Below are 14,920 nucleotides of genomic sequence, written 5' to 3' on the forward strand. Positions count from 1 at the left end.
AAACAGGCCGTCTGAAAAGTTTCAGACGGCCTGTTTATTCTTTAAGCCTTAGGATTAAAGATTAGGATTAACAATGATTTTTACTGCGGATTCGTTGTTGTGGATTAAGCGCTCGAAGCCTTCGGAAATCAATTCGTCCAGTTTGATGCGTTGGGTGATGAAAGGCTCAAGGTTGATTTTGCCTTCTTCAACCAATTTGATGGTTTCGGCGTGGTCGTTGCAGTAGGCGATGGTGCCGCGCACGTCCAGCTCTTTCATCACAACGCTGTGGACGTTGATGGTAGCGGGGTGGCTCCAAATGGATACGATGACGACTTTCGCAGTCGGACGGCATGCTTCGACCATGGTGTCCAGCACTTTGTTCACGCTGGTGCATTCGAATGCGACGTCTACGCCTTCGCCGTTGGTCAGTTTTTTCACTTCTTCAACGACATCGACTTCGGATGGGTCGAGGATGTAGTCGGCCACGCCGGCTTCGCGTGCTTTGTCTTTACGTGCTTTGCTCAATTCGGTGATGATGACTTTGATGCCTTTGGCTTTCAGTACGGCAGCCAACAGCAAACCGATTGGACCTGCGCCGCCGACCAATGCGACATCGCCTTCTTTCGCGCCACTGCGTACATAAGCATGGTGGCCGACAGACAGAGGCTCAATCAAAGCAGCTTGGTCTAATGGGATTTTGTCGGAAATAGGGTGTACCCAACGGCGTTTGACGGCAATTTTTTCAGACAGACCGCCACCGCAGCCGCCCAAGCCGATGAAGTTCATATCTTTGGAGAGGTGGTAGTTGCTGCCTTCGCCGGTCGGTACGTCGTCGCGGATGATGTAGGGTTCGACAACAACGTGTTGGCCGACTTTGATGTCGTCCACGCCTTCACCTACGGCATAAACCACGCCAGAGAACTCGTGACCCATGGTAACTGGCGCAGATTCGCCGGAGATTGGGTGCGGATGGCCGCAAGGCGGAATGAAAATCGGGCCTTCCATGAATTCATGCAGGTCGGTACCGCAGATACCGCACCACGCAACATTGATGCCGACAGTACCCGGAGCTACGGTTGGCTCTGGAATGTCTTCGATGCGGATGTCGCCTTTGTTGTAAAAACGTGCTGCTTTCATTGTAACGCTCCTTTTTTTAAAGTGGAGGCCGTCTGAAAAAGACGGTCAATTAGGGAAAGGGAAGCAGTGTGGCGTGTGAAATGTTTTTATTGATATGTTTTATGTTTGTTATTTTACTACTGATAATATGGAAATGGTTTGTCTTTGCTCAAATTAAAGTTTGTAAATGAAAAAAAGGCCGTCTGAAATGGATAATCTGTTTTCAGACGGCCTGGGGCAATAGTTTGAATGCGTTATGGTGTAGGATTATTACTTTTGCCGCGCTTCAGATGCTTTTGGTAGGCGATGACGTAGTCGGCCTTGCTTAAGCCCGCCAATACGCGGATGTGGGCGGCGGCGGATTTAGACATGGATTCCAAGGTATATCCGCCCTCCAGTACGGAAACAACACGTCCTTGACAGCTTGCCGTTGCTTGGACGATTTTGTGCGTCAGCCAGGCAAAGTCGGCTTCATGCAGGTTCAGACGGCCTGTTTCGTCTTGTTTATGCCCGTCAAAACCTGCCGAAAGCAACACCAACTCGGGGCGAAAGGCCGTGAGCTTGGGCAGCCATTGTTCGCGGATGGTCGTGCGGAAGATACGGCTGCCTGTGCCTGGTTTGAGGGGCGTATGCAGCATATTCTTATTGCCGGCGTATTGTTCCGCCTGAGGGAAGGGAAAGATGTCGGTTTCAAACAGGTTGAAAAACATCACGCGCGGATCGTCTTGGAGAATCTCCGCCGTACCGTCGCCGAAGTGGACGTCGAAATCGATGACGGCGATGCGTTGCAAGCGGTATTGGGCAATGGCGTGCATCACGCCGGCGGCAACGTTGTTGATCAGGCAAAATCCGCCGGCGCTGTTGCTGTGGGCATGGTGGCCTGGCGGGCGGATGGCGCAAAAAGCATGCCAGGCTTTTTTATTCATCACCATATCGACTGCTTTGACAACGGCTCCGGCCGCAAAACGGGCGGCTTGGAGGGAGTCGTGGCAGATGACGGTATCGTCGTCGATACGGTGGATTTTACCGGGGAGCGGCTGGGCGGCTTCCAACTCGTGCAGATAGTTGCGCGAGTGGACCAATGCCAGCTGCGCATCTTTGATTTCCGGTGCTTCGGTGGTTTGCAGGCGACGCCAAATGCCTTCTTGTTTTAAGGCGGTTTGAATGGCGCTGATGCGTTCGGGCCTGTCGGGATGGTTGGACCCCGGCTGGTGCTGTAGGAATATCGGATGCGAAATCCATACGGTGCGGGCGTTTTTGCCAAACAAACGGCGTAGGCGGGTGCTGATGCGCCAAAGGATTTTTTTGAACATGGAACAGTATGTGTCGGACAAGTCGTAAAGACTGCTAAATATGGTTAATAAATACGGAAATACTTGGAAATTTTTCAGACGGCCTTTAGAATAGCTCAATTTTGCAGTCCAACCAATGTGTTTGATTGCAGTGTGCAGTTTTTTACTTAATCTAAAACTTGAAAGAACGGATATATTATGAATCAAGCAGTGGCTCAATTTGCCCCTTTAGTGCTGATCATGGTGGTGTTCTACTTCCTGATTATGCGTCCTCAACAAAAGAAATTCAAAGCGCACCAAGCGATGTTGGCCGCTTTGAAAGTCGGCGATAAAGTCGTTTTGGCGGCAGGTTTCAAAGGCCGTGTGACCAAAGTCGGCGAGCAATTCTACACTGTCGACATCGGTCAAGGTGCGAAAATCGAAGTGGAAGTTGAGCGCAACGCGATTGCCGCGAAAGCCGAATAATCCGTTTTTTTGCAAAAAGCCGCCTCATTTTCCGAGCGCGGCTGTTTGCCTTTATAAATAAAGCAAAGGTTTACCATGAACCGTTATCCTTTATGGAAATACCTGCTGATTGCGTTCACGATTGTGGTTGCGGCTGTTTACTCGCTGCCCAACCTTTTCGGTGAAACGCCTGCCGTACAGGTATCGACCAACCGACAAGCCATCGTGATCAACGATCAAACCCAGTCCAAAGTGGATGCCGCGCTGAAACAGGCAGGTATTCAGACTGATGGTATGTTCATCGTCGACAACTCGCTGAAAGTGCGTTTCAAAGATACCGAAACGCAACTGAAAGCGCGCGACGTCATCGAAAATACTTTGGGCGAGGGCTATATTACCGCGCTAAACCTGTTGGCAGACAGCCCTGAGTGGATGGCAAAAATCAAAGCCAATCCGATGTTCCTGGGTCTGGACTTGCGCGGCGGCGTGCATTTCACCATGCAGGTGGACATGAAAGCCGCGATGCAGAAAACGTTTGAACGTTATTCCGGCGACATCCGCCGCGAATTGCGCCGCGAGAAAATCCGTACCGGCACGGTGCATCAGACTGAAAACGGTCTGACCGTGCCTTTGCAAGATGCTGCCGATGTACAAAAAGCCTTGCCTCAGTTGCAAAAATTGTTCCCTGAAGCCACGCTGCTGCCGGACGGCAACAATATCGTGCTGACTTTGTCTGAAGAGGCAATCAATAAAGTACGTTCTGATGCGGTTAAACAAAACATCAATACGTTGCACAACCGTGTGAACGAATTGGGCGTAGCCGAACCGGTTATCCAACAATCCGGCCTTGACCGCATTGTCGTACAGCTGCCGGGCGTGCAAGATACTGCCAAAGCCAAAGATATTATCGGCCGTACCGCGACTTTGGAAGTGCGCATGGTGGAAGACGACCCGATCAAACTGCAAGAAGCTTTGAACGGCAATGTACCGACCGGTTACGAATTGCTGTCAAGCGGTGGCGATCATCCGGAGACCATCTTGGTCAACAAACAAGTTGAACTGACCGGCGACAACATCAACGACGCGCAACCTAGCTTTGACCAAATGGGCGCTCCTGCTGTGAGCCTGAGCTTGGACAGCGCAGGTGGCAGCATTTTTGGCGAATTGACTTCGGCCAATGTGGGTAAACGTATGGCTATGGTGTTGATCGACCAAGGTAAATCCGAAGTCGTTACCGCGCCAGTCATCCGTGCCGCCATTACCGGCGGCCGCGTGGAGATTTCCGGCAGCATGACGACAGCCGAAGCCAACGATACTTCATTGTTGCTGCGCGCCGGTTCGCTGGCCGCACCGATGCAGATTGTCGAAGAACGTACCATCGGCCCGTCTTTGGGTAAAGAAAACATTGAAAAAGGTTTCCACTCTACCTTGTGGGGCTTTGCCGCTGTTGCTGCATTCATGGTGATTTACTACCGCTTGATGGGTTTCTTCTCTACCATTGCCTTGAGTACCAATATCTTGTTTTTGGTGGGTATTTTGTCTGCCATGCAGGCAACGCTGACCTTGCCGGGTATTGCCGCCTTGGCCTTGACCTTGGGTATGGCGATTGACTCCAACGTGTTGATTAATGAACGTATCCGTGAGGAACTGCGTGCCGGTGTCGCACCGCAGCAGGCCATCAACCTCGGTTTCCAACACGCTTGGGCAACCATTGTAGACTCCAACTTGACCTCCCTGATTGCCGGTATCGCTTTGTTGGTATTCGGTTCCGGCCCAGTACGCGGTTTTGCGGTTGTACACTGTATCGGTATTCTGACTTCGATGTATTCATCCGTGGTCGTGTTCCGTGCTTTGGTCAACCTGTGGTACGGCCGCCGTCGCAAATTGCAAAATATTTCCATCGGTTCGGTATGGAAGCCGAAAGCTGAAATGGCAGAAGGCAAGGAGTAAAACATGGAATTATTTAAAATCAAACGCGATATTCCGTTTATGAGCTACGGCAAACTGACGACTTTTATTTCGTTGGTTACGTTTATCGCCGCCGTGTTCTTTTTGGTAACCAAAGGCCTGAATTTCTCCGTCGAATTTACCGGCGGTACGGTGATGGAAGTCCAATATCAGCAGGGCGTTGATGTGAATAAAACACGCGAACGCCTCGATACGCTGAAAATGGGCGATGTACAGGTTCAGGCATTGGGTACGAACAAGCACATCATGATCCGCCTGCCGAACAAAGAAGGCGTAACGTCTGCCCAGCTGTCCAACCAAGTGATGGATTTGCTGAAAAAAGACAATCCTGACGTTACCTTGCGCCAAGTCGAATTCATCGGCCCTCAGGTTGGCGAAGAATTGGTTACCAATGGTTTGATGGCATTGGGCTTCGTGGTGGCAGGTATTATTATTTACTTGTCCATGCGTTTTGAGTGGCGTTTTGCAGTGTCCGCGATTATTGCGAATATGCACGATATCGTGATTATTCTCGGCTGTTTCGCCTTCTTCCAATGGGAATTCTCACTAACTGTTTTGGCAGGTATCTTGGCAGTTTTGGGTTATTCCGTGAACGAATCTGTGGTTGTATTTGACCGTATTCGTGAAAACTTCCGTAAGCCGCATATGCGCGGCCATACTGTGCCGGAAGTCATCGACAACGCGATTACTGCAACCATGAGCCGTACCATCATTACCCACGGTTCGACCGAGGCAATGGTTGTTTCTATGCTGGTGTTCGGCGGTGCAGCCTTGCACGGTTTCTCTATGGCGCTGACCATCGGTATCGTATTCGGTATTTACTCTTCCGTATTGGTTGCCAGCCCGCTCTTGCTGATGTTTGGCTTGAGTCGTGAGAACATTGCCAAAGAAGTTAAGAAAAAAGAAGAAGTTGTAGTTTAATCGCTGCAATACTTCAATAAAGGCCGTCTGAAAATTGATTGAATCAGTTTTCAGACGGCCTTTTGTATTTAAATTTCAGAATATTTTGTTTTAATGAAATAGGAGGGGATAAAAGTGAAATAAAAAGAAAAAATAGGAACAATATAATTTTGTGATGAATCAAGTTTATTGTCTGATATACCCTTAATTGCTTGTCAGTCCCAATATTTTAAAACATAATACTTTTGCCCCCGATGCTGGAGTTTTACTACAAGTACATGATTTGCAAAAAATCTGTCGGGTGTGCAGACCCTGCCAATCAACCTCAAAAAAGGAAGGCCAAGAATGAAAGTAACCAGTTTCGGCGAAGTGCTGTGGGACGATTTTCCAAACGGAAAGGTATTGGGTGGTGCACCCCTGAATGTTACCGTTCGTTTGCAGTCTTTGGGTATCGATACTGCCATCATAAGCCGTCGCGGCGATGATGCCGATGGCGAAGAATTGCTACGCCAGATTCAAAGTAAAAACGTCAATACTGATTATTTGCAGGTTTGTCACGAATGTGCGACCAGCTTGGTGAAAGTACACTTGGACAAGTGTGGCAGCGCGTCTTATGAGATTGTTTCCCCTTGCGCGTGGGACAGGATTGCGGTTGATGATGCGGCAATCAAACGTGTGGCAGAGTCTGATGCTTTCGTTTTTGGCAGCTTGGCAACCCGTGATGAAGTTTCGCGTAAAAGCTTGGCAGTTTTGCTGAAAGAAGCCAAATTCAAAATTTTTGACGTTAATCTGCGCAAGCCGCATTACGATATTGCCCGCTTGCTGGAGACCATGAAACAGTCCGATATGGTCAAACTCAACGATGATGAGTTGTATGAATTGTCTGCGGCTTATGGCTCTCCTTATCACAGTATCGAGCAGAATATCAGCTACCTTGTTGAGCTGACCGGCGTCAAAATCCTTTGCGTGACTTTGGGCAGTCATGGCGCGGTTTTGTATAAGGACGGCGAGTTGTACCGTCATTGCGGTTTCCGCGTCAAAGTGGTGGATACTGTCGGCTCAGGCGACAGCTTCCTTGCCGGTTTGACTTACAAACTGCTGAACAATGCGCCTCCTCAAGAAGCCATTGCTTTTGCTTGTGCGTTGGGCGCGTTGGTTGCTTCGAGTCATGGTGCGACGGCGGATATTTCTTTGGAAGAAATTGAAGCGTTTATGTATCCGGCTTGATGCTTCGATAATAGATATAAAAAGGCCGTCTGAAAACCTTCAGATTAGGTTTTCAGACGGCCATAGTGTTTTCAGGCTTTACCAATAAGTTGTAAAACATTCCAAGTTGGTATTTTTCGGACCGCCGCCTTCTTCGGTCGGCGAACCAATCATCATCAGACCGATGATTTTGTCTTTGTCGGCACACTCAAATGCTTCGCGCAACAATGGGCTGTTGACCCACATGCCCGTAATCCAAACATTGTCGAAGCCTTGAGCAGAAGCAGCCAGTTGTAAAGCATAGGCTGCGCAGCCGGCAGTCAGCATTTGCTCCCATTCAGGTTTGGGTTTTGCCACTTCACGGTTTGGCGTAAATGTAACGCCGATAATCATAGGTGCCATGTTGCCGACGCGTTCGGCTTTTTTCATGGCATCATCGCCGAAGTTGAGTTCGGTAACGGTCTTGCTCAACAGCTCGCGGAAACGTTGCAAGCCGGCCTCGCTTTGAATCACAGTAAAGCGGAAAGGGCGCATATTGCCGTGATCAGGAACTTGTGTTGCCGCTTGCAGCATTTGTTCCAGTTGCTCGGCATTGGGCGCCGGAGCAGTCAGTTTTTTGGAAGAGCGACGTGTGGTTAGGAGATTTAAGGCATCCATTTTTATTCTTTCTTGTGAATTCGAATGAGAATAATTATATAGCAGAACGATAAATAAATCAGCAAAGGACTAAGGCCGTCTGAATTAAGGTTTCAGACGGCCTTTGAGTTTTACAGGATACCGTTGTTTTGTGTATTTTCAGTAATCAGTGCTTTGCTGATTTCGTCGGCGGTGTAGCTCTTACCGTTTCCGAATACAAAGCTGTCGACATTATTGTTGGCAATGTCATGGATGGTCAGAGTATCGCCTGTATCTTTGATGGTTAAGACCCAATCATCGCCGGTTTTCAACTGTAAATCTTTCAGCGTCAACCCTTCTTTGAAGCGGACTTGGGTATCGCTGCCACCATACGGATTGAAGGTGTCGTTGCCGCTGTTTCTGCCAAACATGATAACGGTGTTGTCGGCACCCGGGTCGGTAATGGTATCGTTACCACCGGCCGTATCAACAATGTTGATGCCTCGGCCCAAAGTAATGGTTTCATCGCTGCGGTTGCCCCTGTATTCGACAACAGAAGTGTAACGCGACAAATCTAAATCGTTGTTGTCGCTATCGGCATGGATGGTGTGGTTAAAGTTGTTGTACACATCACGGTTGAGTTCTTCAACGGGTTGGCCGGTGTATTGGACGATGTTTTTGTTGTCGATCATGTGCGGGATAGACAGTTTGAAGTGGTTGATCAGCTCGCCCGTGCTGTATGAGGTATTGCCGTCAAACTGAAACTCGGAAATCGCACCATAAATACCGCTTTGGTTTTTGATGGTTAAAACATCGTCCGTGCCTTTAATGCGGATATGCCAAGTATCGCCATCCAACAGGGGGGGTGATACAAATTGGTTGCTGTCGGGTATGTCGGCAATCTCGGTTTTGTCGTAACCTTTTTCAACGGTAATTTCGAGGTCGTCAAGGGTAATGCCGCCGGTAAATTTCACGACGTTGGCGTTGAGTCTGTGTAGGCTTGCCTCGCTATCAAAACCGAAGTTGTAGTCGAAAATGGTGTCGTGTCCGTAACCTTTCCCGAAAACATAGGTGTCATTGTGTTCGCTGCCTTCCAGATAATCATTGCCTGCACCGCCGTCGAGTAAGTCTGCACCTACATGGGCATAAAGTTTGTCGTTACCGTTGCCACCATAAAGTTTATCGTCGGAATCCGGCTCAGTGCTGTAATAGGTTGCACTGTGTTCGCGCAAGATGTCATCGCCATCGTGGCCATAAAGGGTGTCATGGCCGTCGTTGCCGCTGTCGATTTCATTGTTGCCTGCATTACCATGCAAGATATCGTCGTCGTTTGTGCCGACGAGTTTAATGGTTTCGGCCTTCAGCGCTTGGAAGGCTTGTTGGAACTGCGCGGCGGTGTAGGTTTGGTCGTTGAGCTGGAAACGGTCGATGGAAATACTGCCATCCGCGCCGATTTGGTTTTGAATCAGGGCTGAACCTTGTTCCGAAGTAATTTCCCAGCTTTGGCTGCCATCATCGTTATGAATGGTCTTCAGGTTGAGCTTGGCATTATTCAGGCCGTCTGAAAACTTGAGGATATTAATGCCTTGGTTGTCGATAATGGTATCGTTGTCGCCGTAGATATAGGTATCGTTTCCGGCGCCGCCTTTCAGAATGTCTTTGCCGTTGCCGCCCACTAAAATGTCGTCGCCTGCATCACCGTTGATGAGATCGTTACCGTCGCCGCCATCTAGATAATCGTTGCCATCGCCGCCGTTTAGGTTGTCGTTGCCACCCATGCCGTAAACGGTATCATTACCGCGTCCGCTATTGAGGCGGTTGCGGCCTTCGTTACCGGTCAGGATGTTATTGCTGTTGTTACCGGCGGCAAAAATATTGGCCGAGCCGATCAAGGTAACATTTTCGACGTGGGTAGCGGCAGTATGGGAAATGCTGCTGAATACGGTATCTTCGCCGCCGCCAGCCTGTTCAATCACCACATCTTTTACATCATCAACGTAGTAAGTGTCATTTCCGTCCCCACCTTCCATAATGTCGGCACCGGCTTTGCCGTCGATAATATCATCGCCGGATGTTCCGATCAGATGGTCATTGCTGTCGCTGCCATCGATGGTCTGACCGCTTTCGGTATGCTCAGACAGGGAAATATTGAAATATTTGGCAAAGCTGTTTACATCCAGTTTTTGTGTACCGATGATGAATTGGGAGACTGCCGGTGTGGTACCGTTTTGAGTGTATTGGTTTTTGATGGTTAAAACGGCGTTGCTGTTTTTCACGGCAATCAGCCAGTCATGACCGCCGATTTCATTGTTTCGGACTTCAACGGTTAAATCGTTAAGGCTTAGGTCGGTATGGAAGCGGATGCTGTTGTGGCCTTGGTTGTCGATGATGGTGTCTTGCTCGCTTTGGGCAGAGAAAAGGTAGGTATCGTCGCCTTCGCCACCTTCAAGCACATCGTTGCCTGCTTCGCCATTGAGGGTATCACTGCCTGTTTCACCAAAAAGATGGTCGTTGCCTTCGCCGCCGTTGATGAAATCGTTGCCGCCGCCACCGTAAACAATGTCGTCACCGCGACCGCTGTTGAGGCGGTTGCGGCCTTCATTGCCGATGAGGATGTTGTTGCTGTTGTTGCCTGCGCCAAAAATGTTGGCCGTGTCGGTCAAAACAAGGTTTTTAACGTGGTTTGGAAGGGTATAGCTGACGTTGCTGTAAACCGTATCATCTTCGCCCTCTGGGTTTTCAATGATTTTATCGTCGTTGCGGGTTACATAATAAACGTCATCTCTCGAAGTACCTGTTGTTGCTTGTGCAAGGGGAGATGGCTGTAATTGCTCTAAATGTCGTAATTCAAATTGCGCATTGCGGATGCGCATTGCTTTTTCGATTGTCATGATATTTTCTTTAGATATTGATGAGAGTAACAAGGAAGTAAACGTATCCGGCATATTGCCGGTATTGCTTAATTTGTATTGTGTTTAGGCTGTATATACTAGTGCCGAAATTTGATAAAAACAACAGAAACGTTAAGATATGACAATATATAGAGAGCCTTATCATGCTTAGTTTGCCGTCTATTCTTTTGCCAAATGGCTTTGCCTTGTGCGGCTGTTTTGTTTCTTATATACCACACATCAATTTCAATAGTTTCAAACTATGAATGGTTGTAAAAAGACCGTCTGAAAAAAAGAAGCAGGTTTTGCATTGCAAAACCTGCTTCTTTTTTTCAGACGGCCTGTCTGATTACAGAGTACGGGCAACTTCGACGATGTCGAAACATTCGAGTTGGTCGCCTTCCATAATCTCATTGTAGCCTTTGAGCATCAGACCACATTCGAAGCCCATGCGGACTTCTTTGACGTCGTCTTTGTAGCGTTTCAAAGAAGACAGCTCGCCGGTATGGATAACCACGTTGTTGCGGATGAGGCGGACATGGGAATCGCGTTTGACCACGCCGTCGGTAACCATACAGCCTGCAATATTGCCGACTTTGGATACGCTGATAACCTGACGGATTTCGACCGTACCGGTGACTTGCTCTTTCTCTTCCGGAGAGAGCATACCACTCATGGCGGCTTTCACGTCGTCGATGGCATCATAAATGATGTTGTAGTAACGGATTTCCACGTTTTCATTCTCAGCCAGTTTGCGTGCGGAAGCATCTGCACGGACGTTAAAGCCGATGATGAATGCGCCGGAAGCGATGGCCAAGTTGACATCAGATTCGGTAATGCCGCCAACGCCGCTGTGCAACACGTTCACTTTCACTTCGTCTGTGGACAGTTTTTTCAGGCTGCCCGCCAAAGCTTCGTAAGAACCTTGTACGTCTGCCTTGATGATGACAGACAAGGATTGGGCTTGGTTTTCGCCCATGTTGTTGAACATGTTTTCCAGTTTCGCGGCCTGTTGTTTGGCCAAGCGCACGTCGCGGTATTTGCCTTGACGGAAGAGGGCGATTTCGCGCGCTTTTTTCTCGTCGGCCAATACCATTGCATCTTCGCCTGCGTTCGGTACGTCGGATAAGCCGAGGATTTCGACAGGGATAGACGGGCCGGCTTCATTGATGGCTTTGCCGTTTTCGTCAACCATTGCACGGATTTTACCGAATGCAGTACCGGCCAGCAGCATATCGCCTTTTTTCAGCGTACCGCTTTGAACCAGTAATGTGGCAACCGCGCCACGACCTTTGTCCAAACGTGCCTCAACGATGATACCTTTGGCAGGTGCATCGACTGGGGCAGTCAGTTCCAAAACTTCGGCTTCGAGCAAGACGGCTTCGAGCAATGCATCGATGTTCAGACCTTTTTTAGCGGAAACGTCGATAAACTGTACATCGCCGCCCCATTCGTCAGGCACGACTTCGTGCGCAGTCAGCTCTTGGCGGATACGCTCAGGGTTGGCAGCCTCTTTATCGATTTTGTTGATGGCAACCACCATAGGCACGCCCGCAGCTTTAGCGTGGGCAATTGCCTCGATGGTTTGCGGCATCACGCCGTCGTCGGCTGCTACCACAAGAATCACGATATCGGTTGCTTTCGCACCGCGCGCACGCATGGCGGTAAATGCTTCGTGACCCGGAGTATCCAAGAAGGTAATCACGCCGCGCGGGGTTTCAACGTGGTATGCACCGATGTGTTGGGTAATGCCGCCCGCTTCGCCTTGTACCACTTTGGCGCGGCGGATGTAGTCCAGCAGGGAAGTTTTACCGTGGTCAACGTGACCCATCACGGTAACAACCGGAGGACGCGGCAATGCTTCGGCTTCTACTGCTTCAACGCCTTCATCCAAGAATGCTTCAGGGTCGTCGGCTGCGGCAGGTTTGCCGATATGGCCGAGTTCTTCCACCACAATCAGGGCAGTGTCTTGGTCGATAGATTGGTTGATGGTTACCATCATGCCCATTTTCATCAGGGCTTTCACCACTTCGACGCCTTTAACGGCCATTTTGTGTGCCAAGTCGGCAACAGTAATGGTTTCAGGTACCAAAACTTCGTGTACGACAGGTTCGGTCGGCGCGTGGAAGGCGTGTTGGTTTGGCTCAAGTTTGAGTTTTTTGCCTTTTTTGCCGCCGCGTACGCGTTCGTCGTCGCCATTGCGTGCATTGTTGCGGTCACGGCCGCCTTTGCCGCCTTTACCTTTGGCATTACGGCCTTGGTTTTCTTCGTCACGGTCACGACGGTCTTCTTTTTTACCGCGCGCGTTGTGTTCGGATTTGCCTTCGCCGGATGCCGCTTTTGCTTTCTCGGCAGGTTTGTTGCGTTCGCCTGATTTGGCTTCTTTAGTAGGTTTTGAGTCTTGATCGGCCTGTTGTTTCATGGCTTCACGGCGTGCTTGACGCTCTTGTTTTTCTTTCAACAAGGCTTCTTGATGCGCACGCAGGGCAGCGGCACGACGGGCCTCTTCATCGCGTTGAGCCTGTTCTTCCACGCTGACGACAGGTTGCGGTACGGCAGGAGCGGCAGGTTTGGCTGCTTTTTTCGCTTCTTTGCCTTTGCCGCCTTTGTCTTGTTTGGCTTTAGCAGGTTTCTTGGCTTCGGCTGGTTTTTCAGCTTCAGCGGATTTTTCAGACGGCTTGTTATCTGCTTTAGCCTCAACTTTTGCTTCGGCCTTGGCTTCTACGGCTTCAGCCGGTTTGGCTTCTTCTTTTTTGGCTTCGGCAGGTTTGCCTTCCGTTTTTGGTGCGGCTTTGGCTGCTTTCAGTCTGGCTGCTTCGGCCTCTGCTTTGGCACGGGCTTCGGCTTTTGCGGCAGCTTCTGCTTCAGCTTTGGCTTTTTCTTCGGCAGCTTGAGCGGCTGCTTTTTCTGCTTCGGCTTTTTGGTTTTCCGCTGCTACTTTGGCTTTGGCTTCCGCTGCCAATTCTTCGGAAGAAGGAATGGTAACGGCACGGCTGCGGCGGCGTGTTTCCACTTTTACGCCGTCAACGGTGCTGACTTCGGTTTTTTTGCGGCGGATGCTGATAGTGCCGCTGTTGCTGCCGTTTTTCTTTTGCAGGTAAGCAGTCAACAGTTGTTTGTCGTCAGTGGTTATGCTGTCATTACCGCTGTTTTTGTTGACCCCGGCTTCTTTCAATTGTTTAAGCAAATCATCGACGGGGCGGTTTAGTTCGGCGGCAAATTGCGCTACGGTTGTATTACTCATTCAGTACCCCCTTAGTTGTTTTCTTCAGTAAACCAGTGTTCGCGTGCAGCCAAAATCACTTTTTTGGCTTCTTCTTCGTCAACACCGGTAATTTCGACCAATTCGTCAACAGACAATTCGGCCAGATCATCGCGTTGGGTAACGCCGGCTTCGGCCAGTTTGCGCAACATATCGGAATCTACACCGTCCAAATTGCGCATGTCTTCAGACACTTCGCCCAGTTTTTCTTCTGCGGCGATGGTAATGGTCAGGATCGCGTCGCGTGCGCGGTTGCGCAGGGTTTCAACGATTTCTTCGTCAAAGCCGTCAATCGAGAGCAATTCTGCCGCTGGAACGTAAGCAACTTCTTCCAATGTGGCAAAGCCTTCTTCCACCAAGATATCGGCGGTTTCGTCGTCGATGTTCAAGTGGGTGGTGAAGAGGTTGCGGATAACCGCATCTTCGGCGGCATTGCGCTCGTCGGCTTCTTCAACGGTCATGATGTTCAGCTGCCAGCCGGTCAGGATGGAAGCCAAACGGACGTTTTGACCGCCGCGGCCGATGGCCAGCGCCAGTTGGTTTTCATCAACGATCACGTCAACGGCGTGTTTGTCTTCGTCAATCACGATGCGGCTTACTTCGGCAGGAGACAGCGCATTCATCACGAATTGGGCTGGCTCAGGAGACCACAATACGATGTCGATGCGTTCGCCGGACAATTCGTTGCTCACGGCGTTAACACGGGAACCGCGCACGCCGATACAAGTACCTTGCGGGTCGATGCGTTGGTCGTTGGCTTTAACGGCAACTTTGGCGCGTTGGCCTGGGTCGCGTGCTACTTCACGGATTTCCAACAGGCCGTCTGCAATTTCAGGCACTTCGTTGGCGTAGAGTTTGGCCAAGAAGTCGCCGCTGGTACGGCTCAAAATGACTTGTTTGCGGCCGGTATTGCCGATTTCGTCCACACGCAGGAAGAGGGCGCGGATGCGGTCGCCGCTGCGGAAGTTTTCGCGCGGAATCATTTCTTCGCGCGGAATCAGTGCGTCAAGTTTGCCTGCTACGACTTCAACGATGATGCCGTGGCGCTCGACGCGTTTTACCGTACCGGAAACGATGTCTTCTTTAGAAGCGAGGAACTCGTTCAGGTTTTGCTCGCGCTCCGCATCACGGATGCGTTGCAGAATGATTTGTTTGGCAGTTTGAGCTGCTTGGCGGCCGAAGCCTTCGTTTGGCAGCTGCTCTTCGTAGTATTCGCCGATTTGGATGGTTGTGCCGGGAATTTC

General features: G+C 50.0%; 10 protein-coding genes. 4 read left to right on the top strand and 6 right to left on the bottom strand.

From position 1 onward, the window contains the following. Window positions 1-54: 54 nt before the first annotated feature. The gene (locus tag ACTHSP_RS04855; protein ID WP_003745670.1) at window positions 55-1,119 is read right to left on the bottom strand and encodes a 2,3-butanediol dehydrogenase; all 1,065 of its coding nucleotides are present in this window, start codon (window positions 1,117-1,119) and stop codon (window positions 55-57) included. Window positions 1,120-1,352: 233 nt separating this feature from the next. Next, window positions 1,353-2,411 carry a histone deacetylase family protein gene (locus ACTHSP_RS04860; protein ID WP_440345733.1) on the bottom strand — a complete coding sequence of 353 codons (1,059 nt, stop codon included), beginning with the start codon at window positions 2,409-2,411 and terminating at the stop codon, window positions 1,353-1,355. Window positions 2,412-2,588: 177 nt separating this feature from the next. Between ACTHSP_RS04860 and yajC the strand changes: the two genes are divergently transcribed. The 4 genes from yajC (at window position 2,589) to ACTHSP_RS04880 (ending at window position 6,929) form a co-directional block, all read left to right on the top strand. Next, on the top strand, window positions 2,589-2,855 hold the full coding sequence (gene yajC, locus ACTHSP_RS04865) for a preprotein translocase subunit YajC (RefSeq protein ID WP_003675720.1): 267 nt from the start codon (window positions 2,589-2,591) through the stop codon (window positions 2,853-2,855). Between the two features lie 75 nt (window positions 2,856-2,930). After that, window positions 2,931-4,784, top strand: a complete 1,854-nt coding sequence (secD, locus tag ACTHSP_RS04870; protein ID WP_003745673.1) for a protein translocase subunit SecD — start codon at window positions 2,931-2,933, stop codon at window positions 4,782-4,784. Window positions 4,785-4,787: 3 nt separating this feature from the next. After that, a complete protein-coding gene (secF, locus tag ACTHSP_RS04875; protein WP_003686183.1) occupies window positions 4,788-5,723 on the top strand; it encodes a protein translocase subunit SecF in 936 nt (311 codons plus the stop codon). Between the two features lie 324 nt (window positions 5,724-6,047). After that, window positions 6,048-6,929 (top strand): carbohydrate kinase, encoded by an 882-nt coding sequence (locus tag ACTHSP_RS04880; RefSeq protein WP_314511521.1) that lies wholly within the window; start codon window positions 6,048-6,050, stop codon window positions 6,927-6,929. Between the two features lie 78 nt (window positions 6,930-7,007). Here ACTHSP_RS04880 and ACTHSP_RS04885 read toward each other — a convergent pair whose 3' ends face one another. The 4 genes from ACTHSP_RS04885 to nusA form a co-directional block, all read right to left on the bottom strand. After that, window positions 7,008-7,565 carry a nitroreductase family protein gene (locus ACTHSP_RS04885; protein WP_314511523.1) on the bottom strand — a complete coding sequence of 186 codons (558 nt, stop codon included), beginning with the start codon at window positions 7,563-7,565 and terminating at the stop codon, window positions 7,008-7,010. A 110-nt stretch (window positions 7,566-7,675) separates the two neighbouring features. Then, complete coding sequence (locus ACTHSP_RS04890) at window positions 7,676-10,414, bottom strand: calcium-binding protein (protein WP_440345734.1); 2,739 nt, start codon at window positions 10,412-10,414, stop codon at window positions 7,676-7,678. A 349-nt stretch (window positions 10,415-10,763) separates the two neighbouring features. Next, the gene (gene infB / locus ACTHSP_RS04895; protein WP_314512265.1) at window positions 10,764-13,658 is read right to left on the bottom strand and encodes a translation initiation factor IF-2; all 2,895 of its coding nucleotides are present in this window, start codon (window positions 13,656-13,658) and stop codon (window positions 10,764-10,766) included. Between the two features lie 11 nt (window positions 13,659-13,669). After that, window positions 13,670-14,920, bottom strand: a 1,251-nt coding sequence (gene nusA / locus ACTHSP_RS04900) for a transcription termination factor NusA (RefSeq protein WP_440345735.1), incomplete at its 5' end; no start/stop codon positions are given.

This window comes from Neisseria sp. P0001.S005 (genome assembly GCF_051963715.1).